Raw genomic sequence first — 26779 nt, 5'->3', positions numbered from 1 at the left:
AGGGACCGGGAGCAGCGGGTCTGGTGGTGCGGGCGGGGTCATCCGAGACGGTCCAGCAGGCGGGCGACCGTGGGCGCGGACAGCAGGGTGGCGATCTTGAGTTCGGCGCAGCCCGGCTCGCGCCTGATCCGCCGGACGAGCTTCATCGCCATCAGCGAGTGGCCGCCGAGATCGAAGAAGTCGTCGTCCGGGCCGACCTCGTCCACACCGAGCTCTTCGGCGAAGATCCGGCACAGCGCGGCCTCGCGGTCGTCGCCCCGGCGGCCGGCGCTCCGGACGACGTCGCCGGTCACGCTGCGCGCGGTGAGCACGGCGGGCAGCTCCCGGACCGGGACGGCTGGGTCGTTCGCGACGGCCTCCATCAGCCCGAGCAGGCTCGCGGCCAGCGTGTCGACCGTGGCCGCGTCGAACAGGTCGGCCGAGTAGTCCACGATCAGCTGGAGCGAGCCGGGGCCCTCGCGGAAGATGAAGTCCAGATCGAACTTGGCCGCGCCGGGACCGAACAGCGCCTCGCGCTGCTCCAGGCCGGGGAAGACGACGTCGCCGACGCCCTGGTTCTCGTACCCGACCATCACCTGGAACAGCGGGTTGCGGCCCGGGACGCGCGGCGGCCGCAGCGCCTCCACCACGGCCTCGAACGGCAGGTCCTGGTGGGCGAGCCCGGCCAGGACGGTGTCCCGTACGCGGCCGAGCAGGTCGGTGAACGAGGGGTCGCCGGAGACGTCGGCGCGCAGCACCAGCGTGTTGACGAAGAAGCCGACCAGGTCACCGGCCGCCTCGTCGGTACGTCCCGCGACCGGGCTGCCCAGCGGGATGTCGTCGCCCGCGCCCATGCCGTGCAGCAGCGCCGCGACCGTGGACTGGCACACCATGAACATCGTGGCGCCGTTGCCGCGAGCGAGCCCGCGCAGGCCGTCCAGGAGCGCGGGCGGCACGTCCACGGTGAGCGTGGCGCCGCGCTGGCCGACCGTGTCGGGCCGGGGCCGGTCCACCGGGAGCGGGATCTCGTCGGGGATGCCCGTGAGGGCCTGCGCCCAGTGGGCGAGCTGCCGCGCGTGCAGGCTGCCCGGGTCGAGCGGGTCGCCGAGCAGCTCGCGCTGCCAGAGCGTGTAGTCGGCGTACTGGACGGGCGGCGCGTCCCACGCGGGTGCGTCCCCGCCGCCGAGCCGCGCCGCGTACGCCTCGGCCACATCCCGCGCGAACGGCCCGAACGACCATTCGTCGAACGCGATGTGATGGAAGACGGCGAGCAGCAGGTGCTCGTGTGCGGCGGTCTTGAAAACCGCTGTGCGCAACGGGATCTGCGTCGCCAGGTCGAACGGCCGCGCGATCACGTCCTCGGGCGGGCAGGTCGCGATCTCCAGCACCGGCCGCACCTCGTCCGGCGGCAGGATCCGCTGGTACGGGGCGCCGTCGTGCTCGGCGAAGACGGTTCGCAGGCTCTCGTGCCGGGCGACCACGTCACCGATCGCGGCTTCAAGCGCGGCCACGTCCAGGTCGCCGCGCAGATGGACGGCGAGGGGCAGGTGGTACGCGCCGCGCGGCCCGTCGTCCTCGCGCAGCAGCTGATCGAGCATCCACAGCCTGCGCTGCGCGAACGACAGCGGAACGCGCTCGGGACGGGGATCGGCGGGTGCGAGCACCGGCCGCAGGTCGCCTTCGGCCTTCTGGTGGACCCGTCCGGCAAGCTCCGCGACCGTCGGCGCCTCGAACAGGTCGCGGATGGCGAGCTCGGTCCGCAGCACCGAGCGGGCCCGGCCGATCAGGCGGGTGGCCAGCAGTGAGTGCCCGCCGAGGTCGAAGAAGTCGTCGTCGATCCCGACACCGGAGGCGTCCAGGACCTCGGCGAACAGCGTGCACAGCAGGCGCTCGACCGGTGTGCGTGCCGCCCGTCCAGACGGCTTCGGGCCACCGCCGCCCGCCTGGCCGGGGTCGGGCAGGGCGCGCCGGTCGAGCTTGCCGTTGACCGTCAGCGGCAGCGCGTCCAGCGTGAGGATCGCGCTCGGCACCATGTAGCCGGGCAGCTTCCGCTTGAGTCCCTCACGGACGCGCGTGGCCAGCACCCCGTGATCGCGTGCGGCGACCGGATCGTTGGCGTACGAGGAGGGCTTGCGATCCGGATCGGCCGTCATCTGGGCCGCCCCTCCCCCGAAGACGGCGTCGTAGCGGCCGACCTCGCCGGACGGCGTCGTCACGACATCGGGATCCACCTCGTACAGGCTGTCCGGGTCGATCCCGCCGGCGACGCTCCAGAGCAGGTCGCGTGCCGCGTCCGGGGACGCGCCGTTCTCCAGCGCGCGCAGGGCGGCGAGCTCTCCGGCGAGCCGGGGGTCGGGGATGCCTCGTACGCGCAGCGGTACGCCGGGCGGCGCGGACGGCAGGTCTTCCGGTCCGGTGTAGTCCACGACCTTGGTCTCGTCCGGTACGGGCGGAAGGTCGGGCGACGGCTTGCGGAGCGTGACGTCGTACCGGTGCCGGGTCAGCTCGTTGTGGTGCAGCCCTCGCTTGGTGCGTACCTCCACCCGGGCCGCCCCGCCGAGGGAGGCGAAGAAGGCCGGTTCGAGGAGCAGTTCCTTCTCCATCCGCACGGCGCGGTCCACAGCGGCCACGTCGCCGCCGCCCCGGCCGAGCTGGATCGCGGAGTGGAACGCCCGGACCGAACGCAGGTCGCGGACGTCGCCGACGAACAGGGTGCCGCCGGGGACGAGCAGGTCCATCGCCTTGGCGATCACGTCGGCGAGGTAGCCGGCGCCCGGGAAGTACTGGATCACCGAGTTGATGACGATCGTGTCGAAGTATTCGCGGGGTAGCCCGCCGGTGTCGTGCGCGGGCCGGCAGCTCAGCCGGACGTCCGAGTCCGGGCCGAGGTCGTCCCGGAGCTTGCCGATCACGGGCGCGGAGAAGTCGGTGCCCCAGTACTCCGCGCAGTCCGGCGCCAGCCGGGTCAGCAGCAGGCCGGTGCCCACGCCGATCTCCAGCATCCGGCGCGGGCCGAGCGCGCGGATCCGCTCGACCGTCGTCTCCCGCCACTCGCGCATGTGCTCCAGCGGGATCGGGCCGCCGTCGTAGCTGCTGTCCCAGCCCGCGAACTCCTCGGCGTGCACGACCGTGCCGACCTCGGTGTACTCGGCGTCGTAGATCTGCCGCCACTCGGCGAGCTGCTCGTCGGCCGCGCCGTCGCGCGTCCCGTCGGGCACCACGTACCCGAGCAGCCGCTTGACGCCGGGCATGTCGGTGTCGGCCGCGATCACGGCGGCCTGCCCGACGCCCGGCTCGGCGGCCAGCGCGGTCTCGATCTCCTCCAGCTCCACCCGGTAGCCGCGGATCTTGACCTGGTCGTCGGTACGGCCGAGGAAGTCGATGTTGCCGTCCGCGCGGACCCGCACCAGGTCGCCCGTCCGGTACATGCGGCCGCCGTTCTCGTCGAACGGGTCGGCCACGAACCGTTCGGCCGTCAGGTCCGCCCGGCCGAGGTAGCCGCGCGCCAGCCCGGCTCCGGCGATGTAGAGCTCGCCCGGGGCGCCCGGCGGTACGGGGCGCAGCCAGCCGTCGAGGACGTAGCCCCGGGTGTTCCAGATCGGCTTGCCGACCGTGGGCGTGGCGCTGTCCTCGGTCCCGCCGCCGAGCGTGTTGATCGTGTACTCGGTGGGCCCGTACAGGTTGTAGCCGAGCACCCCGTCGGCCTCGGCGAGCCGTTCCCACACCGACGTCGGGACGGCCTCGCCGCCGAGCAGCACCAGCGGCGGCCTGTGCTCGTCACCACGGGGTCCTTCGTCGAGCAGGCCCTCGTCGAGGAGGTGCTGGGCGTACGTCGGCGTCACGTTGATGACGTCGATCCGGTGCTCGCGCAGGTAGGCGGTCAGTGCCTCGGCGTCGCGGCGCAGGTCCTCGTCACAGACGTGGACCTCGTGGCCCTCGATCAGCCACAGCAGTTCCTCCCACGACATGTCGAACGAGAACGACACCGTGTGCGCGATCCGCAGCCCGCGCCCGGCCGAGGCGACGACCGGGTCGAAGATGTTGGCGCGGTGGTTGAACTGCATGTTGGTCAGGCCGCGATAGGGCGTCACGACGCCCTTGGGCCGTCCGGTGGAGCCCGAGGTGTAGATGACGTACGCGGGCCGGTCCATCCGGCCGGGTGTGCCCGGTGTGAAGCCGGTCGACTCCTCCTCGGTGAGATCGTCGCCGGGAAGGTCGCGCAGGGCCGCCCGTACGGACGGGTCGTCCATCTCGATCACGGCGCCGTCGAACGTGAGCCCGGCGGCGATCGTCCCGTGCGAGACCAGGCAGGCCGGGGCGGCGTCGGCGAGCATGTAGTCGAGGCGGTCGGCCGGGTAGTCCAGCTCCAGCGGCAGGTACGCGGCGCCGGTGCGCAGCACGGCGAACAGCGCGATCACCATCTCCGCCGATCGCGGCAGTGCGAGCGCCACGACGCGTTCCGGCCCGGCGCCGTTCCGCCGCAGCAGCCGCGCGAGGCGGTTGACCTCGGCGTTCAGCTCGGCATAGCTGAGGCTGACGTCGGGCAGCGAGACCAGCGCCGTCCGGCCGGGGGTCCGGCCGGCCTGCTCGGCCAGCAGTTCGGCGACGGTCAGCTCCGGTACGTGCCGTTCCGCCTCGGCCCACTCGCGCCGGAGCCGGTCGTGCTCCTCCGGAACGAGCAGGTCAAGGCGACCGCAGGTCGTACCGGGGTCGGCGACGAGCTGCTCCAGCACCTGGACGTACCGATCGGTGATCCGCTCCGTCTCGTTGTGGCTGAAGGCGTCGCCGCGATACATGACTCGTAGCGCCGCATCCGGCTCGACGACCATCGTGATCGGGTAGTGGGTGGCGTCCCGGACCTCGCGGCCCAGCACCCGGACCTCGCCGTCCGGCCCGAAGCCGCGATCGGTCGGCATCCCGGGGAAGTTCTGGAACACGAAGAGGGTGTCGAACAGCGCGCCCAGCCCGGTGGCGCGCTGCACGTCGGCCAGCGCCACGTGGTTGTGGTCGAACAGCTCCGACTGGGAGGTCTGTACCCGTTCCAGCACCGCGCTCAGCGGGTCGGCGGCGCCCGCGCGCACCCGGACCGGGATGGTGTTGAAGAGCAGGCCGACGATCGACTCGACGCCCTCCACGTCCGGATGCCGTCCCGACACCGAGGCACCGAAGACCACGTCGTCGCGGCCGGTCAGGCCCATCAGCACCAGGCCCCAGGCGGTCTCCAGCAGCGTGCCCAGCGTGACCCCGCCCTCGCGGGCCGCAGCGTCAAGCCGTTCGGCGAGCCCTTCGGGCAGGTCGCGGTGCACCTCGCCGGCGGTGGACAGGTCGGCGGCACGGTCCAGCAGGCCGGGGCGCAGCAGCGCGGGCTCGTCGAAGCCCTCCAGCTCGCGCCGCCAGGCGTCGACGGACTCCTGCCGGTCGCGGGCGTTCACCCAGTCGAGGTACGCGCGGAACGACGGCACCGGGCGGGCGGCCTCGGCGGCGGCGCCGGAGTAGAACTCCAGCAGCGAGGTGACCAGCAGGCCCCCGGACCAGCCGTCCAGCAGGATCAGCTCGGAGGTCAGGACGAGCCGGTGGTCGTGCTCGCCCAGCCGCGCCAGCGCGAACCGGATCAGCGGCGGCTCGCCCGGATCGAACGGCCGGGTCCGCTGCGCGTCGACGAACTCCTCCAGCTCGTCATCGCCCGCGACCTCGGCGTACGTCCAGGGCACCTCGAACGTCCCGGGCACGAACTGCACGGTCCGCGCGCCATCGGCCCGGAACCCGGCCCGCAGGTTGGGGTACTTCTCCAGGACGCCGCGCACGGCGGCGGCCAGCCGGTCGGGATCGACGGGCCCCGACAGCGACACCACGGCCTGCTGCACGTAGATGTCGCGGCCCTCGCCCGCCATCATCAGGTGGAAGAGCAGGCCCTCCTGGAGCGGCGACAGCGGCAGCTCGGACGGCCCGTCCCCCTGGCCTGCGGCCGTCCCCGCTGCGTCGCCGGCCGTGGTGGCGGCCCCGGCGAGCGCGGCGACCGTCCTCAGCCGGAACACGTCCCGGACGGTGAAGGCCAGCCCCGCGCGGCGAGCGCGGGCCACCAGCAGGGCGGCGCTGATGCTGTCGCCGCCCGTACGGAAGAAGTCGTCGTCGGCCGTCACGTCGTCGCGGCCGAGCAGGTGCCCGGCGATCCCGGCGAGGACGACCTCGCTGCCCGTGTTGGGCGCGCGGCCTCCGGAAGGCCGTCCGGGCTCGGGCAGCGCCCGCCGGTCGACCTTGCCGTTCGGGTTGAGCGGCAGCGCGTCGAGGACGACCAGCTCGGACGGAACGAGATAGCCCGGCAGCAGCTCCCCGAGCCGTTCGAGAAGCCCGTCAGTGTCATTCTGGGGGGGCGACCCCCCAGAGCCCCCGCCATCGGTGTTACCAACGACGTATCCCACCAGCCGGGGGCCGGGGTGGACGGCCACGGCGGCCTGGCGGACGCCCGGCTGGGCGGCCAGCACGGTCTCGATCTCGCCCGGCTCGATCCGGAAGCCGCGGATCTTGAGCTGGTCGTCGGCCCGGCCGAGGAAGTCCAGCCCGCCGTCGCGGCGGCGCCGGACCCGGTCGCCGGTCCGGTAGAGCCGCGAGCCGGGCGGCCCGAACGGGCTGGCGACGAAGCGTTCGGCGGTACGGGCCGGGTCGCCGAGGTAGCCGCGCGCGAGCCCGTCGCCCGCCAGGTACAGCTCACCGACCGGGACCTCGCGGAGCGCGGCGTCCAGGACGTACGCCGTGGTGTTGGCGATCGGGACCAGTGCTCCCCCGGCCTCGGCGACCAGGCTGTCGCCGGCCGCCTCGGAGCAGCCGTACAGGTTGATCAGGCGGCCCGGGGTGCGCTCGGCAAGCGCGGCGGGGAGGGCCTCGCCGCTGCTGATCCAGGTGGTGACGGACTCGGTTGCCCCGGCTTCCAGCAGCGCGGGCAGGAGGCTCGGGACGAGCGTCACCGTGTTCACGCCGTGCCGGTCGAGGAACTCCGCCAGCGCGATCGCGTCGGAGGCGGTCGCGTCGTCGGCGACGGCCACGGTGTCCCCGGCGACCAGGCCGCCGAGCAGTTCGGTGGTGCCGTCGATGAACGCGAGCGAGCTCTTGGCGGCACGTACACCCGGCGCGGCAAGGTCGGAGCCCCAGGCGAGCCGGTTGGCCAGCGCCCGTTGCGTGCCGACGACGGCCTTGGGCGTTCCGGTGGAGCCGGAGGTGAAGATGACGTAGGCCGGATGGTCGGGCTGGACGTCCGGCCTGGTGCGCGGCGGGGCGTCCGACGGCGGCTCGTCCGCTCCCAGCACCAGCAGCGGCTTGGCCGTCTGCAGCATGAAGTCGATCCGTGCCTGCGGATAGGTCACGTCGATCGGCAGGTAGGCGGCACCCGTCTTGAGGACGGCCAGCAGCGCGACCGCGAACTCGTCCGATCGCGGCAGCGCGATGGCGACGGTCTGCTCCGGGCCCGCGCCCGCCGCCGCGAGCCGGTCGGCGAGCCGCTCGGCCCGCTCGTCCAGCTGGGCGTAGGTCAGCCGGGTATCGCCGAAGACGAGCGCGGTCGCGTCCGGGGTGCGCGCCACTTGAGCCTCGAACAGCCCGGCGGCGGTCCCTTCCGGTACGTCACGTGCGGTGTCGGGGTGCTCGACCGGGGTCCCCAGCTCGGAGAGCCGGCGGCCGGGGTCCGCGGAGACCTGGCCGAGGAGGCCGGTCAGCCGGGCGAGCAGGTCCGCGACGGTCCCGGCGTCGAACAGGTCGGCCGCGTACGCGGCGAAGCCCTCCACCTCGTCCTCGCCCTCGGCGAAGTAGAGATCGAGGTCGAACTTGACGCCGCCGGTCTCGGGCAGGAACGGCTCGGCGCGGACGCCGGGCAGCGCGAGCCGGACGTCGTCCAGCCGCTGGTGAACGATCATCACCTGGAACAGCGGGCTCCGGGCCAGCGACCGTTCCGGCGCGAGCCGTTCCACGACCCGCTCGAACGGCACCCCGGCATGGGAGAACGCGTCCAGGTCGGCGCGCCGTACCCGGTCGAGCAGGTCCCCGAACGTCGGGTCGCCGGACAGGTCGGTACGCAGGACCAGCAGGTTGACGAAGACGCCGACCAGATCGGTCAGGTCCTCATCCGAACGGCCCGCGATCGGCGAGCCGAGCGCGATGTCGTCGCCCGCGCCGGACCGCTGCAGCAGTGCCGCGACGGCCGCGTGCAGGACCATGAACACGCTGGTACCGGTCTCGCGCGCCAGCTCGCGGACCCCGTCGAGCGGCAGCCGGAACGGCACCAGCCCGCCCTCGTGGCTCGCCTCGGCGGGACGGGGCCGGTCGAGCGGCAGGACGGTCTCCTCCGGCAGACCGGCCAGCGCCCGCTCCCAGAACTCGAGACCTTCCTCCGGCTCGCCTGCCTGGCGCTGCCAGACCGCGTACTCGGCGTACTGCACCGGCAGCGGCGCCCAGTCCGGCGCCTCGCCCGCCAGCCGCGCCACGTAAGCGCGGGACAGGTCGGCCAGGAGGGGAGTGAACGACCACTCGTCGGCGGCGGCATGGTGCTGGAGCAGGACCAGCACCCATTCCTCGTCGTCGACCCGCAGCAGCGTCGCCCGGATGGGCAGGTCGGTCCCCAGGTCGAAGATGTGCTGTACGGCCTGCGCGCGCGCCTCGTCCAGCCGTTCCGGCGACCAGCCCCGCGCGTCCACGACCTCGAAGGCGAACGGGCCGGGCTCCAGGATCCGCTGGACGGGCAGCCCGTCCTCGCCCTCGACCAGCAGCGTCCGCAGCGCCTCGTGCCGCGCGATGACGTCACCGAACGCCGTACGCAGCGCATCGGGGTCCACGGGACCCGACAGCCGCAGCCCCAGCGGGAGCGCGTAGGCGGGCGAGGGGCCGCGCAGCCGCTCCTCGAACCACAGCCCGCGCTGGGCCGCGGACACCGGAAGCACCTCGGGCCGTACGACGTCGCGGACCCGGGAGCCCGTGCCCTCGACCAGCCGTGGCGCGAGCCCGGCGACGGTCGGCGCTTCGAAGACATCGGCGATGGTGAGGTCGGCGCCCATCACCGCGCGGACGCGGGCGGCCAGCCGGGTGGCCAGCAGCGAGTGCCCGCCGAGCGAGAAGAAGTCGTCGTCGATCCCGACCCGCTCGTACCCGAGCACGTCGGCGAACACCGCGCACAGCGCGGCCTCGCGCGCGTCGCGCGGCTCCCGACCCGACACCCCGGCCTCGGGTGCGGGCAGCGCGGCCCGGTCGAGCTTGCCGTTGACCGTGCGGGGCAAGGCCTCCAGGACGATCAGGGCACTCGGCACCATGTACTCGGGCAGGGCTGCGGCGAGCGCGTCGCGCAGCACGCCCTCGGCCGCCTCGCCCACGTAGTAGCCGACCAGGCGCGCGTCTCCTGGCCGGTCCTCGCGGACGACGACCGCCGCCTGCGCGACGCCGGGCTGCGCGGCCAGGACGGCCTGGACCTCGTCGGGCTCGATCCGGAATCCGCGGATCTTCACCTGGTCGTCGGTGCGGCCCAGGTACTCCAGCGAGCCGTCCCGGGTCCAGCGGGCCAGGTCGCCCGTGCGGTACATCCGCGTGCCGTCCGGGCCGAACGGGTCGGCCACGAAGCGCTCGGCGGTCAGATCGGGCCGTCCCACGTAACCGCGCGCGAGCTGAGTCCCGGCCAGGTAGAGCTCGCCGGGAACCCCGACCGGCGCGGGACGCAGTGACGCGTCGAGGACGTACGCCCGCGTGTTCCAGAACGGTCGTCCGATGCCGTCGGAGGGCAGGTCGGCCTGCGTCGCCCAGATCGTCGCCTCGGTCGGCCCGTACACGTTGGTCGCCCGCGCCGCCTCCCGTACCAGGGAGTCCGCGAGCGCGGCCGGGAGCGCCTCGCCGCCGACCAGCACCCGCAGCCCCTTGAGCGCGGCCGGGTCGAGCGAGCCGAGCAGCGACGGCGTGCCCTGGACGATCGTGGCCCCGTCCAGCAACCGGGCGAGCGCCGCCGGCTCGCGGACCTCCGCCCGTCCCGCGAGCGCGACCGTCGCCCCGCTGATCAGCGGCACGTACAGCTCCAGCGCCGCGATGTCGAACGCGATCGTGGTCACCGCGACGAGCCGGTCGTCGGCGTCGAGCGCCAGCTCCTCGCGCATCATCAGCAGGAAGTTGGCCAGCGCCCCATGCGGAACGGCCACGCCCTTGGGCCGTCCGGTCGACCCGGACGTGTAGATGACGTACGCGAGGTCATCGGGAGAGAGCGCGGGCGGGGCCGACCGTTCGGCGGGGTTCGCTAGGGCTTCGTCCAGGAGCAGGACGTCGGCGCCTGCGGGCAGGACGTGGCCGCTGTCGGAGGTGGCTATGACGCAGAGCGGGCCCGCGTCGTCCAGCATGTAGGCGAGGCGGTCGGTGGGGTGGTCGAGGTCAAGGGGAAGGTAGGCCGCCCCGGACTTCAGCACCGCCAGCAGCGCGACCACCAGGTCGGGCGTACGCGGCATCGCGATCGCGACCACTTCGCCTGGGCCGGCGCCGCGTGCGCGGAGCACATCGGCGAGGGCGGATGCCCGCGCGTTCAGATCGGCGTAGGTCAGCGTGTCCGGGCCGCCCTCGACGGCGGCCGCGTCCGGGGTACGTGCGGCCTGCCGCTCGAACAGCTCGACCACGTTGGTGGCCGGGACGGTACGTGCCGTGGAGTTGGCCTCGGCGACCAGCGTGCGGTCGGTGTCGGTCAGCAGGTCGAGGGCGGCGATGGGGCGATCCGGGTCGGTGACGGCCGCGCCGAGCAGCGTCTCCAGGTGGGCGAGCAGCGCGTCCATGCGCGCGTCGTCGAACAGCTCGCGCCGGAACGTGGCCTCGACCGTCATGCCCTGCGGCCGGACGAACGCTTCGAGCGAGAGGTCGAAGTGGGTCGTGCCGTTGTGGATGTGGGTCCAGCTCGTGGTGACGCCGGGCAGATCCAGCTCGCCGATCTCCTGGGCCAGGAACAGCAGCATCGTGTCGAAGAACGGGGACCGTCCCTGCGTGCGGGCGGGGCGCAGCTCGCGGACGATCGCGTCGTACGGCAGCGCCTGGTGGGCGAAGCCCTCCTCGCACGTGCGGCCGACACGGCGCAGGGCCTCGCGGAACGTGGGCGCTCCAGACAGATCGGTCCGCAGGGCGAGGGTGTTGCCGAAGTTGCCGACCAGGCGCTGTACCTCGGCGTGCTCGCGGTTCATGACGGCGGAGCCGATCGACACGTCGGTGGCACCGGTGTAGCGGTGCAGCAGGACCGCGTACGCGGCCATCATCACCATGTACGGGGTGAGGTTCTCCTCGGCGGCCAGCCGGCGCATCCCGGCGGTGACGGCGTCGTCGAAGCGCCGGGCCCGGCGGCCGCCGCGTTCGGACACGGTGGCGCCGCGCGGGCGGTCGGCGGGCAGGCCGAGCGGCGCGGGCGGCGGGTCGAGGCGCTCGCGCCAGTACGCGAGGTCGTCCTCGGCCAGGGGCCGGTCCTGCTCCCAGGCCGCGAAGTCGGCGTACTGGATGGACGGCGCGGACGGGCCGGGCTCGCCGGACAGCGCGGAGCGGTAGAGGGCCGACAGGTCTCCCGACAGCGAGCCCCAGGTCATGCCGTCCCACGCGATGTGGTGGACGACGAGGACCAGTGCGTGTTCGCCGGTGGCCAGGCTCAGCAGTTCGAGCCGGATGGGCCGTTCCGTACGCAGGTCGAACGGGCGTGCCGCCAGCTCCTCCGCACGCGCCGGCGCGTCATCGCAGTCGAGCGGCTCCAGGTCGAGCGAGTCGTCGCCGGTGACGATCTGCACGGCTCCGCCGGATGCTTCGGGCGCGTCGGCGTAGACCGTGCGCAGCACCGCGTGCCGCCGGATCAGGGCGCGGAGCGCGTCGCGCAGGGCGCGGGTGTCGAGCGTTCCGGACATGCGCACGAGCAGGCAGACGTTGTACGCGGGGCTGCCGGGGAACGTCCGGTGGTGCAGCCACATGCTCTGCTGCGCGTACGACAGGGGTGCCGGTCCGTCCGTCCCGCGGGGTTCGATCCGTGAGGTGTCGGGGCCGAGCCCCGCCTCCGCCATCATCCGCCGCATCAACTCGCGCCGCCGCGCCGCCGTCGTCTCCCGCACGCTCAACTCTTTCGATCGCCGAACACCGCAGTTGGTTAGGTTAGCCTTGCCTACGAATTTCACACAAGGTTAGCCTTACCTAAGTTTGATCGCATGACCCGGTCGTCCGGAACCTCGGTCGGCGGCGGTTGGTCGGAAAACAGAGGAGTTGGGTGCCTTGTCCTTCGGTGTGCGCACGGACGAGATCGGCAGCGGGATCGGCGTCGGCGAACGCGCCGCCGAGCGGAGCGTCCCGCTGGACGGCGCGGATCCGCTGCTGCTCGTGGCGCGGCTCGCCCAGTGCGGGCTCTTCACGGACCACGTCGTCTACGAGCGACCCGGAAGCTGGACGTTCGCGGGCGGCGTGCTCGGCGAGGTGATCCTCGAGAACGGAACGGTGCACGCACGCTGGGGAGACGGGGAACCGGTGGTCAGTCCCTGGTCGGGACGGCCGTCGCAGGCCTTGGACGAAGCGTTCCGCGCCTCGCCGCTCCCGGCCTGGAACGCCTACGGATGGATCGCCTTCGAGTTCGCCGGGGACGCGCGCGGGCAGCGGCTCGCGCATCTGATCGTCCCGCGTACCGAGGTACGGATCGAGGCCGGCCAGGCGCGCGTGACCAGTGTGGACGCGGCGGAGGCCGAGCGGGTCGCGGCGCTGCTGGCGGAGCCGGGCGCGCCGCGCGTCGGCACTCCGGCGCCGGTCGACGTCCGGGTCGACGGTGACCGCTACCGGTCACGGGTCGCGCAGGCCGTGGCGGAGATCGGTGCCGGGCTCTACCAGAAGGTCATCGTTTCCCGGCGGCTACCGATTCCTTTCCCCGTGGATGTGGTGTCGACCTACGTGCACGGCCGTACCGCCAACACCCCGGCCCGTTCCTTCCTGCTAGATCTCAGTGGCTTCCAGGCCACCGGATTCAGTCCCGAAGTACTGGCGAGCGTGGACGGCACCGGCACCGTGATGACGCAGCCGCTGGCGGGCACCCGGGCGTTCGGGCGCGGCCGGGACGCGGACGCGGCGACCCGGCGGGAGCTGGAGACCGACCCCAAGGAGATCTTCGAGCACGCCGTCTCGGTCCGGACCTCGCAGGAGGAGCTCTACCGCGTGTGCGAGACCGACACCGTGCAGGTCACCGGGTTCATGGCGGTGAAGGAGCGCGGCAGCGTGCAGCATCTCGGCTCCAGCGTGAGCGGGCTGCTCGCTCCGGGCCGTACGAGCTGGGAGGCCCTGGACGCGCTGTTCCCGGGCGTGACCGCGTCCGGCATCCCGAAGCGGGAGGCGATCGAGGCGATCGCCCGCCTGGAGGAGCCGCGCGGCCTGTACTCCGGCGCGGTGCTCGCGATCTCGCATGACGGCGCCCTGGACGCCGCCCTGGTGCTGCGCGCCCTCTACAGCGACGGGAGCGGCGCGTGGCTGCGCGCGGGCGCCGGGATCGTCACCGGGTCCACGCCCGAGCGCGAGTACGAGGAGACCTGCGAGAAGCTCTCCTGCATCGCCCCGTACGTCGTCCCGGCGAGCTGAGCCGAGGCCCAGCGGAACGCCCTCCGCACCACCGATCGGTGCGGAGGGCGTTCCGCCGGCCGGCGGGCCGGCGGAGCTCAGCCCAGCCCGGCGGCCAGCTTCTTCTTGTCGATCTTTCCCACCGGTGTGCGCGGGAACGTCCCGATCGTCTCGAGCCGGTCCGGGAACTTGTAGGCGGCCAGCCCGCGCCCGCGCAGGAAGTCCTTGACCTCGCGCAGGGACGGCGCCGCGCCACCTTCTCGAAGGACCAGGAAGGCGCAGGTCCGTTCCCCCATCACGGGGTCGGGCATGCCGACCACGGCGGCGTCGTGGATCGCCGGATGGGCCAGCAGGTGGTTCTCCAGCTCCTCCGCCGACACCTTGTCGCCGCCCCGGTTGATCTGGTCCTTCTCGCGGCCCTCCACGACCAGGTGCCCGGTCGGCAGCCGCCGTACGAGGTCACCGGTGCGGTAGAAGCCGTCCGGGCTGAACGAGCGGGCGTTGTGCTCGGGCGCGCGGTAGTAGCCGCGCAGCGTGTACGGGCCGCGCGTGAGCAGCTCGCCCACCTCGCCGTCGGGGACGTCCTTCCCGTCGCCGTCCACGACGCGGACCTCGTCGGCCGGCGACAGCGGCCGTCCCTGGGTCTGCTCGACCAGCTCGGCGGAGTCGTCGAGCCGGGTGTAGTTGAGCAGTCCTTCGGCCATCCCGAACACCTGCTGGACCGCGCAGCCCAGCACCTCCGGTACCTGGGCGGCGCGCTCGGCGGCGAACTTGGCGCCGCCCACCTGGAGCAGCTGGAGCGACGACAGGTCCTCGTCGGTCCAGGACACCGCGTCCAGCCACAGCAGGGCGATGGGCGGCACGACGGCGCACACGTTGGCGCGCTCGCGTTCGATGAGGGGGAACGCCTCGTCCGGCGATCCGGAAGGCGACAGGACGGCGGTGCCGCCGGCCGCGAACACGCCGAGGATGCCTGGGCACGCCAGCGCGAAGTTGTGCGCGGCCGGGAGCACCACCAGGTAGACCGTGTCCCGGGTGAAGCCGCAGACCTCGGCGCTCGCCTCCAGGTTGTAGACGTAGTCGCGATGCGTCCGCGGGATCAGCTTCGGCAGCCCGGTCGTACCGCCGGACAGCAGGAAGACCCCCACGTCGGCGGCATCGGGGCGCTGGGCCGCGACCGCGCCGGGGTCCGGGTCGATGTCGAGGTCGGCCAGCGCGGTGAACTCCTGCGCGTCCCCGTCCACGACGACGTCGGTGACACCGGTCGTCCGGGCCATCGTCCGGTAGTCGAAGCCGCCGTCGACGTCGGGGATGACGTACGCGCGCGCCTCCGACAGCTCGCACAGGTAACCGATCTCGCTCTCGCGATGGGCGGGCAGCGCCAGCACGGGCGCGGCACCGATCCGTACGAGGGCCAGGAACACCACGACGAACGACACGGTGTTGGGCAGCTGCACGACCACGCGGTCGCCGCGGCTCACGCCCAGCCGCAGGAAACCGGCGGCCACGCGGTCGGCGCGCCGGTCCAGCTCGGCGTACGTGAGCCGGTCGTCGCCCGCCACCAGCGCGAGGCGCTCGGGATCGCCGCGCAGCACGCCGCCGAGCAGGCGGTCGCTCCAGTAGCCCTCGTCCTTGTAGCGCGCTTCCAGCTCGGCCGGCCAGGGTACGAAACCGTCCATGGCTCAGCGCCCCGCCAGCTGCGCTTCCGCGCCCGGTACGGGCTCGGCCGGGTCGTCGCCGAGCGCGACGATGTTGTTGCCGGCGTCGACGTGCACCACCTTGGGGAGGTGCTCGCGCCGCTCGCTCTCGCTGAACGTCCCGTAGGTGATGATGATGACCATGTCGCCCGGCTGCACCAGCCGGGCCGCCGCGCCGTTGATCCCGATCACCCCGCTGCCCGGCTCGCCGGTGATGGCGTAGGTGACCAGGCGGGAGCCGTTGGTGATGTCGACGACGTGCACCTGCTCGCCCTCGACGATGTCGGACGCGGCCATCAGCTCCGCGTCGATCGTCAGCGAACCCACGTAGTGCAGATCCGCCTGGGTGACGGTGGCACGATGGATCTTTCCGTTCATCAGCATGCGCTGCACTGGCCGGCCTCTCTCCAACATGAACAACTAAGGCTAGGCTTACCTTAGCTACTCCCCCAGCCGAGGAGAACCCCGAGAATGCTCCGCCGCCTTGCCATGGACATCTCACCCCTGCGCACCAGCAGACCGTTCCGCAACGTCTTCATCGCCCGCACGGTCTCGGTCGTCGGCATCGGCATGCTCATGGTCGCCGTACCGGTGCAGGTGTACGAGATGACGGACTCGACGGTGCACGTCGGCGCCGTCGCCGCCGCCAGCGGGTTCGCGCTCCTCGCCGGGTTCCTGTGGGGCGGGGTGCTCTCCGACCGGTACGACCGCCGGACGCTGATGCTGCGCGCCCGTACCGCCGCCGGCATCGGCTTCCTGCTGCTGACCGTCAACGCGTTCCTGCCGTCCCCGTCGCTGGCCGCGCTCTACCTGCTCGCCGCCTGGGACGGCTTGGCGACCGGCGTCAGCGTCACCGCGCTGCTGGCCGCCACGCCCGCGCTCGTCGGGCCCGACAAGCTGGTCGCGGCGGGCGCGCTCAACGCGCTGACCGTACGGCTCGGCTCGATGCTGTCGCCCGCGATCGGCGGCCTGGTGGTGTCGGCGTTCGGTGTCGGCTGGAACTACGCGGCCGCCGCGGCCGGAACGTTCGGCACGCTGTTCATGCTGACCGCGCTGCCACCGCTCAAGCCCGCCACGGAGGCGCACGAGAGCCCGCTGAGATCGCTGGTCTCGGGACTGCGGTTCGTCTCGTCCCATCGCGTCGTGGGCTCGCTGATGCTGCTCGGGCTGCTGTTCATGGTGGCGGGCGGCATCCCGGTGCTCATGCCCGCGTTCGCGGCGCTGAGCCTGGGCGGCGGACCCACGACGGTCGGGCTCCTATACGCGGCGCCTGCCTGCGGCGCCGTCCTGGCGTCGGTGACCAGCGGCTGGGCGTCGTCGCTGCGCACGCCGGGCCGGGCGCTGCTCATCGCCTCGGTCGCCGGGTTCGCGACGCTCGCCGTCCTCGGCCTCGCCAAGCATCCGGCGGTCGCCGTCGCGATCCTGTTCGGGTACGGGTTCGTCGCCTCGATCGAGGAGATCCTGCGCTACGGCCTGATCCAGAGCCACACGCCCGACGCCTACCTCGGCCGGGTCAACGCGCTGTGGTCCGCCCAGGAGACCGGCGGCGAGGCCGTCGGCTCGCTCGGCGCCGGAGCGCTCGGCCGCTACCTCGCGCCCGGCGCCGCCATCGTCGTGTACGGAACGGTCAGCGCCGTCCTCGCCCTCGCCCTGGCCCTGTCCCTCACCGGCCTCCGCAAGGCCGAGTTCGAACCGGCCCCGGACACGGCGACCTAGCCCGTCCCGTTGACTCGTGGCGTGTTCGCCTGCTTGTTGCTCTGGAAAGGCGAACACGCCACGAGTCAACAAGGAGGACTTAGGGGTGGGCGAGGCGCTCGGACAGCTCGTCGTCCGACATGCCCTCGACTATCAGCCAGATCTGGGCGACCGCGTCCAGGCGTCCCGGTTCCGTCTCCAGGTCGGTGAACCGGCGGGCGATGGCGGCGACGGTCCGCTGGTTGAAGACCACCCGGACCGGAAGGGCGGTGGTGTCGAGGGCCTCGCGGAGCCGGGCGATGACCGATGTCGCCAGTACGGAGTCGCCGCCTAGCGCGAAGAAGTCGTCGTCCACGCCGACCCGTTCGACGCCCACCACGTCGGCCACGATGGCGGCGAGGACCTTCTCCAGCGCGGTACGCGGAGCGACGTAGGCCTCGCCCGCCGCACCGCTCGCGGCGGCGGCCAGGGCGGTCAGCGCCTTGCGGTCGACCTTGCCGTTCGCGGTCAGGGGCAGCTCCGCGACCGGCAGGAGCAGCTCGGGCACCATGTGCGGCGGGAGCAGCTCGCGGGCGTGGGCGAGCACGTCGGCGGAGGCGAGGTCCGCCGGGCCTGTGACGGCCGCCGCGAGACGTCCGGCGGCGAGCAACCCCACGGCGCGGCCCACCTCCGGGTGGCTCGCCAGCGCGGCCTCGACCTCGCCCAGCTCGATCCGGAACCCGCGTACCTTCACCTGGTGGTCGCGGCGGCCGAGGAACTCCAGCGTCCCGTCCGGCCAGTACCGCGCCAGGTCGCCCGTCCGGTACCAGCGGGTGCCCTCGTGCACCACGAACCTGTCAGCCGTACGATCCGGATCAGCTGTGTAGCCGTCGGCCACTCCTCCGCCGCCGATCCACAACTCGCCCGTCACCCAGTCGGGACGGTCGCGGCCTGCCTCGTCCACGACCCGGCAGGCGACACCGCGCAGCGGCACGCCGTACGGGATCGCGTGCCAGCCGGACGGTACCTCGCCCTCGACCTCCAGGACGGTGGAGTGGATCGCCGTCTCGGTCGTACCGCCAAGGGCCACGAACCGGCAGCCGGGCGCCCGCTCCCGCAGCAGCGCGGGCAGGTGCGCGCCGACCCAGTCGCCACCGAGCAGCACCAGGCGCAGGCTCGGAACAGTTGCCTTTCCCGCCTCGACCCGCCCCGGGCCGGTCGCCAGCAGCATCTCCAGTACGGATGGCACGCAGTTGAGCACGGTCACCGACCGTCGCTCGACCAGCTCGGCCCAGCGCGCGGCGTCGCGGCGGTCGTCCTGCTCGGGCAGCACGACCGCGCCGCCCGACGACCAGGGCGCGAACAGGTCGAACACCGACAGGTCGAAGTCGAGTGCCGACACCCCGAACGTCACGTCGGACGGGCCGAGCCCGAACCGTTCCACCAGGTCGCCGATGGTGTTCATGGCCGCGCCGTGCGAGACCTCGACGCCCTTGGGCTCGCCGGTCGATCCGGAGGTGAACAGCACGTAGGCGACCTGGTCCGGGCGTACCTGAACGGGCGCGTCCAGCCGTTCGGACCCGTCGGTGTCCACGGCGGTCAGGGAGGCGGCCACGGCGGCGCTCGCGCGGATCTTCTCGCGGCGGGCGGCCGGCTGCTCGGCCCCGATCGGTACGTACGCGGCGCCCGCGGCCAGCACGCCGAGCACGGCGACGGCCTGGCCAGGGCCCTTGGGCAGCTCGATCGACACGCGGTCGCCGGGGCGTACGCCTTGGGCCACCAGGCGGCCCGCGACGTGGAGTGCCCGGTCGGCCAGTTCGCCGTACGAGAGCGTGCCGTCGTCGCCCCAGTGCAGCGCGGGCGCGGCAGGCCGCTCCCCGGCAAGGCGGAAGAAGCCTTCGATGAGAGTGCGCGCGGGCGGCGCCTCGGTGGCGTTCAGCCGGTGCCGGATGCGCAGTTGCTCGGGCGTCGCGCCGATCCGCAGCGGCTCGGTCCAGTCGGCGCCCTCGGCGCCCAGCCGGGTGATGTGCGCGGTGTACGCGGCGAACATCGCGTCGGCGACGCCTTCGGGGAACGCGGGAGTCCGTACGTCCCAGTTGAGAAGGAGCCCGCCGGACACCTCGGTGACCTGGGCGTCCAGCAGCACCTGCGGGCCCTGTGACACGATCCACTCCGGCTCGCCGAAGCACCCGCGCACCCGTTCGCCGAACAGCTCGCCGAGATTGAGCGCGCTGGTATAGACGATCGGCGCGAGCACCTGCTCGCCGCGTGCGCGCGACAGGTCACGCAGCACTTCGAGACCGGAGTAGTCGCTGTGCGCGCCCGAGGTGTGCAGCCGCGCCTGGACGGTACGCGCCCGTTCCACGAACGGCAGGTCCTCGGTGAGGTCGACCTCCAGCATGATCGAGCCGGTGAAGTCGCCGACCACCTGGTCGACGCCGGGGTGGACGGGCTCGCGGTGGAACAGCGGGAGGTTGAGCAGGAACCGCGGCGTGGCCGACCAGGCACCGATGACCTCGGCGAACACGGCGGCCAGCGCCATCGCGGGGGTGACTCCCTCGCGGTGCGCCCGCGCGAGGAAACGGTCCTTGTCGCCGGGCGGGAGCCAGTGGTGCATCCGGACGACCCGGTCGCCGGGCTCGGGCACCACCGGCAGTTCGGGCGGGCCGGGCAGGTCGCCGAGCCGCTCGTTCCACCACTGCCGGTCGCGCTCGCGGGCCTCGGCACGCGGGTCGGCGGCCAGGTAGCGCGCGTAGGTGTAGCCGATGGGGGCGAGCGACTCGCCCTCGTACAGCGCGGCCAGGTCGGCCAGCAGCGTGCGGTAGCTCATCGCGTCCGCCGCGACCATGTCCACGTCCAGGTGGAGGCGTGCGGCGCCGGAGGGCAGCAGGCTGAGCCGGGCGTCGAAGACGCGGCCGTCCTCGATCGGCAGCCGCTGCACCGACATCTCGGCGCGGATCCGCTCCAGCCCGGGTGCCGGGTCGCCCGCCTCGCGCAGGTCGTGAACGGTGATGACCGGGCCCGCGCGTTCGGGCAGGACGCGCTGCGTACCGTCGTCGGAGACCGCGACGCGCAGCATCGGGTGCCGTTCCACCAGCGCGCGCACGGCCGCCTCGAACCGTTCCGGGTCGATCTCCCGGCCGTCCAGCTCCACGTACAGGTGCGCGGCGACCGAGCCGAGCGACTGCTCGGAGTCGCGGCCGATCCAGTACGCGTGCTGCATCAGCGCCAGCGGGAACGCCTCGCCGTCCTCGTCGGCCGGACCGGGCTCGGGCGGCGCGGGCTCCGGTTCCGGGACGGGTCCCGGATCGACCGCGCCCCGCTCGGTGAGCAGGTCCCACCACTCCGCGAGGGTGGGGCGTTCGGCCAGCTCGGCGAAGCGCACCTCGACGCCCCGCTTGCGCAGCCGGCCGGTCAGCCCCATCAGCCGGATCGAGTCCATGCCCAGCTCGATGAGGTTGTCGTCGGGCCGGGCCTCCTCGCCCAGCACCTCGGTCAAGGCGGTGTGCAGTTCGTCCCAGGTCAGCACGGCGCTCCTCTGAAAATTAGGTAAGGCTAACCTAATTCACGCCGATTTCGCCGTCAACGCCGCCGCGGCGGTCCCCTTGCCCCGCCGCCGGTCGGCGGGCACGATCAGCGGCGTCCCGGACTCCGGGTCCGGGATGACCTGGCACGCGAGCCCGAACACCCGCTCCACCAGATCCGCCGTGACGACCTCGCTCGGGTGCCCCTGGTCGACGATCTCGCCGCCGCGCATCGCGACCAGGTGCGTCGCGTACCGGCAGGCGTGGTTGAGGTCGTGCAGGACCGCGACGAGCGTGCGGCCCTCCTCGTGCAGCCGCGAGCACAGGTCGAGCACCTCGATCTGGTGCGCGATGTCGAGGTAGGTCGTCGGCTCGTCCAGCAGCATGATGGGCGTCTGCTGGGCCAGCACCAGCGCCAGCCACACCCGCTGCCGCTGGCCGCCCGACAGCTCGTCCACGACGCGATCGGCCAGGTCGGTCACCCCGACCGCCTCCATCGCCTCGTTCACCGCGCGCTCGTCGTCGCGCGACCACTGGCGCAGCAGGCCCTGGTACGGGTAGCGGCCGCGCGCCACCAGGTCGCCGACCGAGATGCCGTCGGGGGTGATCGGCGACTGCGGCAGCAGCCCGAGCCGGCGCGCGACCTCCTTGCCCTGCAGCGAGGTGATCGGCTCGTCGTCCAGGAAGACCGTGCCCGCCTTCGGCTTCAGCAGCCGGGCGAGCGCGCGCAGCAGCGTCGACTTCCCGCACGCGTTCGGCCCCACGATGACGGTGAACGACCCGTCCGGGATCTCCACGCCCAGCCCCTCGGCCACCACGCGCTGGTCGTAGGCCAGCGTCAGATCAGCGGCACGCAACCTCGTCACGGCATCCCCTTTCGATCCCTCATGGACAACAGCCAAACCAGATACAGACCGCCCAGCACGCCGGTCACCACACCGACCGGCAGCGCGACGGGCAGCCGCAGCGAGATGAGATCGCTGAACACCAGCAGCGCCGCCCCCATCAGCCCGGCCGACATCAGATGCGGGCCCGTGCGCCGGGTGAGGCGGCGGGCCAGCTGCGGCGCCGCCAGCGCGACGAACGGGACCGGCCCGGCCGCCGCCGTCGCCGCCGCGACCAGCCCGACCCCCGCGATCACCAGCATCACGCGGGAGCGCTGGACCGGGACGCCGAGCGCCCGGGCGGCCTCGTCGCCCAGCTCCCCCATGCCGAGCTGCCGCCCGTACAGCAGCGCCATCGGCACGAGCACGGCCATCGCGACGGCCAGCGGCACCGCCTGCTCCCACCCCCGGCCGTTGAGGCTGCCGGTCAGCCAGAACGCCGCCTCGTACGCGTCGCGCAGCTCGGCCCGGGTGATGAGGTAGGCGTTCAGCGACTCCAGCATCGCGGCGGCGCCGACCCCGATGAGCACCAGCCGCATGCCGTGCACGCCGCCGCCCTTGTAGGCCACCAGGTAGACGACGAGCGCCGTACCGACGGCGCCCGCCACCGAACTGGTCGCGATGGCGACGGTCCCGCCGCCGAAGACCAGGATCTGCAGCAGCGCGCCGCTCGCCGAGCCGGTGGTGAACCCGATCAGGTCCGGGCTGCCCAGCGGGTTCCGCGAGATGCTCTGGAAGATCGCCCCGCTCAGCCCGAGCGCGAGCCCGGCCAGCAGCCCCACGACGGCGCGCGGCAGCCGCAGCGTGGTGACGATGAAGTCGGTGGCCTGGTCGCCCTGGCCCAGCAGCACCCGGACGACGTCGAGCGCGGGGATGGGGAAGTCGCCCGTCCCGACCACGAACACGGCGGCGCCGCACGCGGCGGCCAGGAGCGCGGCGCAGACCGCGACGACCCGCGGCTCCCAGCGCAGCGATACGGAGTTGGTACGCGTCACCCGGCTCATAGTTTGCGCATCCCCCCGCGCCGCACCATCAGCATGAAGAGGGGCGCGCCGAGGAACGCCGTGACGATGCCCGTCTCCAGTTCGCCCGGCGTCGCCACCCGTCCCAGGACGTCCGCGCCCAGCAGCAGGACCGGCGCGAGCAGCATCGAATACGGCAGCACCCAGCGCTGGTCGGGCCCGACCCAGGCGCGCACGATGAACGGGACGGCCAGCCCCAGGAACGCGATGGGACCGGCGGCGGCGGTGGCGGCCCCGCACAGGATGACCACCGCCAGCGCACCGAGCGCGCGAGTGCGGCCCGGCTTGACGCCCAGCGCCCGGCCGGCGTCCTCGCCGAGGTCCAGGGCGTTCAGGGGGCGCGCGAGCAGCAGGGCCAGGACCGTTCCCACGACGAAGAACGGCGCCACCTCGTAGAACACCTCGATCGGGCGTCCCGACAGCGAACCGACCTGCCAGAACCGGAAGCCGTTGAACGTCTTGGGGCTGAGCAGCATCAGCCCGGCCGTCAGCGCCGTGAACACCGCGTTCAGCGCGGCCCCGGCCAGCACCAGCCGTCCCGGCGAGGCACCGCCCCTGCCCTGCGCGCCGATCAGGTAGACCAGCACGAACGCGGCCGCCGCCCCGCCGAACGCCGCCCAGATGTAGAACAGGACCTCGTCGGTCCTGACCAGGCTCATCACGGTCACCACGGCCAGCGCGGCGCCGCCGTTGACGCCCAGCAGGCCCGGCTCGGCCATCGGGTTGCGGGTCAGCGCCTGCATCAGCGCCCCGGCCAGCCCCAGCGCCAGCCCGACCCCCACGCCCAGCAGCGTGCGGGGAAGCCGCAGTTCCTGGACGATCAGGGCGTGCTCCGAGCCGTCCGGGCTGAGCACCGCGGCCAGCACCTCGCCCGGCGGGATCCCCTCGGCCCCGATCCCGAGACCGGCGAGCACCGCCACCACCAGCAGACCGCCGAGCAGTGCCAGCCCGGCCCACCGGCGGGCGCGGCCACCGCTCCGCGCGGGTGGCGGACGGTCGCCGAGGGGGACTTTCCGCACGGAGGTCAGCACATAATTAGGCTAGCCTAAGCTAATTCCTCGCGCGATCCCCCGGTGCTTTCGGGGCCCGGTGGCTCGATGTGGTCCATCAGCCATTCGATCAGCCGCTGCCGGTGCTCCGGGGACGGCCCGGGCAGTTCGATGCGGGCCGGGCCCCGGCCGACCTGGACGGTACGGCCGGGGCCCGCGGACAGCCACGCGAAGACGCACTCGACGAGCGCGGCGACGGCGGGGCCCGAGGCGACCACGACGGCGAGCGAGGATCCGTAGGAGGGCTCGGCCGGTACGTGCCGTTCGGTCAGCTCGCGGTGCAGCCCTCGCGCCTGCGTCTCCGTCACGAGCGGATCGGCGTGCTCTTCGAAGATCTCGAGCAGGGCGATGTTCTTGCTGGGCTGCCGCATGCCCTTAAGGACGTGGCAGGCCGTGGGACCGATGGCACCTGCCGGGTCTCGATCAAGAAAACACCGGCAGGTAACCACGGGCAGGTAACCACGGGCAGGTAGCCCTCGATCAGCGGCCCGCGTGGACCGGCTCGGACACCGGCTCGGGCGTGGTGTCCTCCCGTACGGACTCGGTGAGGGCCAGCCGGGTGTGGACCCGGTGCAGGGGACGCGGCAGCCACCAGTTGTACCGGCCGAGCAGGGTCATCGTGGCCGGGACCAGCAGCATCCGCACGATCGTCGCGTCCAGCGTGACGGCCAGCGCCAGGCCCAGTCCGAGCGCCTTGATGGGGGCGAAGCCGCCGAGCGCGAACGCGGCGAAGACCACGCCGATGACCAGGGCCGCCGCGGTCACGATGCCGCCGGTGTGCTGGAGCCCCTCGGCGACCGAGGCGCGCGGGCCCGCCCCGGCGAGCCAGCGCTCGCGGATCCGCGACAGCAGGAACACCTCGTAGTCCACCGACAGCCCGAACGCGATCGCGCCGACCAGGACCGGGACGGTGAGATGCAGGTAGCCCGCGCCCTCGGTACCGAACAGGCCCGCCAGATGGCCGTCCTGGAACACCCAGACCACGACGCCGAGCGCGGCGCCGATGCTGAGCAGGTTGGTCAGCACGGCCTTGACGGGCAGCAGGACCGAGCCGGTGAACGCGAACAGCAGGAGCAGCGTGCCGAACGCCACGATCGCGATGGCCCAGGGCACCCGCTCGACGAGCATCGCCTTGTAGTCGGCCAGCCGGGCGGTGTCACCGGTCACCTCGACGCCGAACGGCGCGCGCAGGTCGCGGATCGACTCGACGGCGGCACGGGCCTCCGCGCTCTCGGCGGCGCCGCGCGGGGTGGCCATCATCGCCGTCGCCTCGGGCCCGGCCTTCTCCATCCGTACCTCGGCCACGCCCGGCAGCGCGGCCACATCCCGGCGGAGCGACGCGATGCGCGGATCGTCCGCGGGCGCGTCGGCGATGATCTGGATGTCGCCGCCCCACTGCGCCTGCTCCGGGAAGTACCTGTTGAGCTGGTCCCACATCGCGCGGGTGGTGGACGACTCGGGCAGCATCCGCGGGTCGCCCTCGGAGATGCGCATCCCGAACACCGGCAGCGCCAGCGTCACCATCGCGCCGGCCGCGACGACCAGCGTCAGAACGGGACGGCGCTGGACGGCGCGGGCCACCCGGGCGAAGACCGCGCGTCCCTCGCGCCGCTTCGCCGGCTTGATCCGGTGCCCGAACCGGCCGAGCAGCGCGGGCAGCAGCGTGAGCGCGACGGCCATGTCCACGGCGACGACGGCGGCTCCGGCCACTCCCATCGAGCGCAGGAACGGGTCCGGGAACACCGTCAGGCCGGCCAGCGCGACCGCGACGGTCAGGCCGGAGAACATGACCGTGCGGCCGGCCGTCGCCATCGTGCGCGTCACCGCCGTGTGCACGTCGGGCGCGGTGTGGCGTTCCTCGCGGAACCGGCTGACGATCAGCAGCGCGTAGTCCACCGCCAAGCCGACGGCCAGCATGGTGACGATCTGGATGGAGTACACCGAGATGTCGGTGACGGTGCTGAAGGCGTACAGGATCCCGAAGGTGGCGCCGACGCCCACGACCGCGATCAGCAGCGGCAGACCGGCGGCCAGCAGCCCGCCGAAGAAGACCAGGAGCAGGACCAGCACGACCGGCATGCTCAGCATCTCTGCCCTGGCCACATCGCTCTGGGCCTGCTCGTCGTACTCGGCGTCCGACAGGGGACCGCCCGAGACGGTGGCGCCCAGGCCTTCCAGCCGCCCGGCGGCGGTCTCGGCGGCGTCCTCCTGGCCGTCGCCCGGCGCGAGGGCGATCTCGACCAGCAGCGGTCCGCCGGCCTGGGACGACGGGAGCGGTTCGGACACCTCGGCGACGCCCGGCACGGCGCGCACGGCGGCCAGGCTGCCCTTCAGCGCGGGATCGTTCGCTGGACGGCCGGGGACGATGGCGGTGATGGTCTCGGGACGGGGCGCGGCCTGCTCGAGCCGCTGCTCGGCACGGTAGGACTCGCTGCCCGGCACCGAGCCGACCTCGGGGTTGAGCTTGTCGAACACCCCGGTGCCGACACCGAACCCGGCGGCCACGACCGCGAGCCAGAGCACGATGACGACCCAGGGGCGCCGGACGGAGAATCCGGAGATGGTGTGGTTCACGACAGCCTCCATCTGGGGGGAAGGGCTGCCCTGATGCTCGTACGGGGCCGTCCGGCGCGAATCGCCGCCAGGAGCGGATCTCCGGCCCGCTCTCAGGAGGGGGCGCCTCCCCCTCAGGAGTGGCCGGGGGCCGGGTTCTCTCCCGGCCGTACCAGGCCCGTCTCGTAGGCCAGCACCACGACCTGTACCCGGTCGCGCAGGCCGAGCTTGCTCAGCAGGCTGCTGACATGGGTCTTCACCGTGTGCTCGGTGACGAACAGCTCCCGGGCGATCTCGGCGTTGGACAGGCCGCGCGCGACCTGCCGCAGCGTGTCGGTCTCCCGGGCGGTGAGCGCCGCCAGCCGCTCGCCGGAACGGGCCGCGGGCGGGGCGGCCCGCGCGACCACGTCGGCGATCAGCCGCCGGGTCACGGTCGGCGCGAGCAGCGCCTCGCCCGCGGCCACCACCCGTACGGCGTCGACCAGCTCGGCCCGCCGCATGTCCTTCAGCAGGAAGCCGCTGGCGCCGGCGCGCAGCGCGTCGTAGACGTACTCGTCGAGGTCGAACGTGGTGAGCACCAGCACCTTGGCGGCGGTGTCGCGGCAGATGGCGGCGGTCGCCTCGATGCCGTCCACGTTCGGCATCCGCACGTCCATGAGCACCACGTCGGGGCTCAGCTCGCGCGCCGCCCGGATCGCCTCCGCGCCGTCGGACGCCTCGCCCACCAGGTCGAGATCGGGCTGCGCGGCCAGGATCATGCCGAAGCCGTCCCGGACGAGCGCTTGGTCGTCGGCGATGAGGACGCGGATCCGCTGCTGCTCGGGCACGCCTCAATCTAAG

The 26779-nt window shown here is 73.1% G+C and carries 12 protein-coding genes; 2 read left to right on the top strand and 10 right to left on the bottom strand.

Annotated features, from left to right (window positions below; genetic code table 11):
- Positions 1-38: 38 nt before the first annotated feature.
- The gene (locus tag ACH34Q_RS09855) at positions 39-12059 is read right to left on the bottom strand and encodes an amino acid adenylation domain-containing protein (protein WP_395982501.1); all 12021 of its coding nucleotides are present in this window, start codon (positions 12057-12059) and stop codon (positions 39-41) included.
- Positions 12060-12216: 157 nt separating this feature from the next.
- Between ACH34Q_RS09855 and ACH34Q_RS09850 the strand changes: the two genes are divergently transcribed.
- Complete coding sequence (locus ACH34Q_RS09850) at positions 12217-13557, top strand: salicylate synthase (protein WP_395982500.1); 1341 nt, start codon at positions 12217-12219, stop codon at positions 13555-13557.
- 77 nt (positions 13558-13634) lie between these two features.
- Here ACH34Q_RS09850 and ACH34Q_RS09845 read toward each other — a convergent pair whose 3' ends face one another.
- Both ACH34Q_RS09845 and panD read right to left on the bottom strand, forming a co-directional pair.
- Complete coding sequence (locus ACH34Q_RS09845) at positions 13635-15215, bottom strand: (2,3-dihydroxybenzoyl)adenylate synthase (protein WP_395982499.1); 1581 nt, start codon at positions 15213-15215, stop codon at positions 13635-13637.
- Positions 15216-15218: 3 nt separating this feature from the next.
- Positions 15219-15626 (bottom strand): aspartate 1-decarboxylase, encoded by a 408-nt coding sequence (gene panD, locus ACH34Q_RS09840; RefSeq protein WP_395982498.1) that lies wholly within the window; start codon positions 15624-15626, stop codon positions 15219-15221.
- A 96-nt stretch (positions 15627-15722) separates the two neighbouring features.
- On the opposite strand from panD, the gene entS reads away from it, so the two are divergent.
- Complete coding sequence (gene entS / locus ACH34Q_RS09835) at positions 15723-16949, top strand: enterobactin transporter EntS (RefSeq protein ID WP_395982497.1); 1227 nt, start codon at positions 15723-15725, stop codon at positions 16947-16949.
- Positions 16950-17028: 79 nt separating this feature from the next.
- Here the strand turns inward: entS and ACH34Q_RS09830 are convergent, their stop codons facing one another.
- The 7 genes from ACH34Q_RS09830 to ACH34Q_RS09800 form a co-directional block, all read right to left on the bottom strand.
- Positions 17029-20436 carry an amino acid adenylation domain-containing protein gene (locus tag ACH34Q_RS09830; RefSeq protein ID WP_395982496.1) on the bottom strand — a complete coding sequence of 1136 codons (3408 nt, stop codon included), beginning with the start codon at positions 20434-20436 and terminating at the stop codon, positions 17029-17031.
- 36 nt (positions 20437-20472) lie between these two features.
- On the bottom strand, positions 20473-21297 hold the full coding sequence (locus tag ACH34Q_RS09825) for an ABC transporter ATP-binding protein (RefSeq protein WP_395982495.1): 825 nt from the start codon (positions 21295-21297) through the stop codon (positions 20473-20475).
- Positions 21294-22319 carry a FecCD family ABC transporter permease gene (locus ACH34Q_RS09820; RefSeq protein WP_395982494.1) on the bottom strand — a complete coding sequence of 342 codons (1026 nt, stop codon included), beginning with the start codon at positions 22317-22319 and terminating at the stop codon, positions 21294-21296. The genes ACH34Q_RS09825 and ACH34Q_RS09820 overlap by 4 nt, the downstream gene beginning before the upstream one ends.
- Positions 22316-23368, bottom strand: coding sequence for a FecCD family ABC transporter permease (locus ACH34Q_RS09815; RefSeq protein ID WP_395982493.1), 1053 nt, complete (start codon positions 23366-23368; stop codon positions 22316-22318). Before ACH34Q_RS09815 ends, ACH34Q_RS09820 begins: the two co-directional genes overlap by 4 nt.
- 14 nt (positions 23369-23382) lie before the next feature.
- A complete protein-coding gene (locus tag ACH34Q_RS09810) occupies positions 23383-23757 on the bottom strand; it encodes a hypothetical protein (protein WP_395982492.1) in 375 nt (124 codons plus the stop codon).
- Between the two features lie 109 nt (positions 23758-23866).
- On the bottom strand, positions 23867-25960 hold the full coding sequence (locus ACH34Q_RS09805; RefSeq protein WP_395982491.1) for an MMPL family transporter: 2094 nt from the start codon (positions 25958-25960) through the stop codon (positions 23867-23869).
- Between the two features lie 113 nt (positions 25961-26073).
- On the bottom strand, positions 26074-26766 hold the full coding sequence (locus ACH34Q_RS09800) for a response regulator (RefSeq protein WP_395982490.1): 693 nt from the start codon (positions 26764-26766) through the stop codon (positions 26074-26076).
- Positions 26767-26779: the final 13 nt, after the last annotated feature.

It is taken from the genome of Actinomadura sp. 9N407 (genome assembly GCF_044326315.1).
In the GTDB taxonomy this organism is placed as follows: domain Bacteria; phylum Actinomycetota; class Actinomycetes; order Streptosporangiales; family Streptosporangiaceae; genus Spirillospora.
This window is presented reverse-complemented; position numbering and strand designations above follow the sequence as displayed.

What these genes read in the sequence shown, in the direction of transcription:
- ACH34Q_RS09810 (WP_395982492.1), bottom strand. Translation starts at nt 23,757, where the DNA reads ATGCGGCAGCCCAGCAAGAACATCGCCCTGCTCGAGATCTTCGAAGAG.
- ACH34Q_RS09845 (WP_395982499.1), bottom strand. Translation starts at nt 15,215, where the DNA reads ATGGACGGTTTCGTACCCTGGCCGGCCGAGCTGGAAGCGCGCTACAAG.
- ACH34Q_RS09820 (WP_395982494.1), bottom strand. Translation starts at nt 22,319, where the DNA reads ATGAGCCGGGTGACGCGTACCAACTCCGTATCGCTGCGCTGGGAGCCG.
- entS (WP_395982497.1), top strand. Translation starts at nt 15,723, where the DNA reads ATGGACATCTCACCCCTGCGCACCAGCAGACCGTTCCGCAACGTCTTC.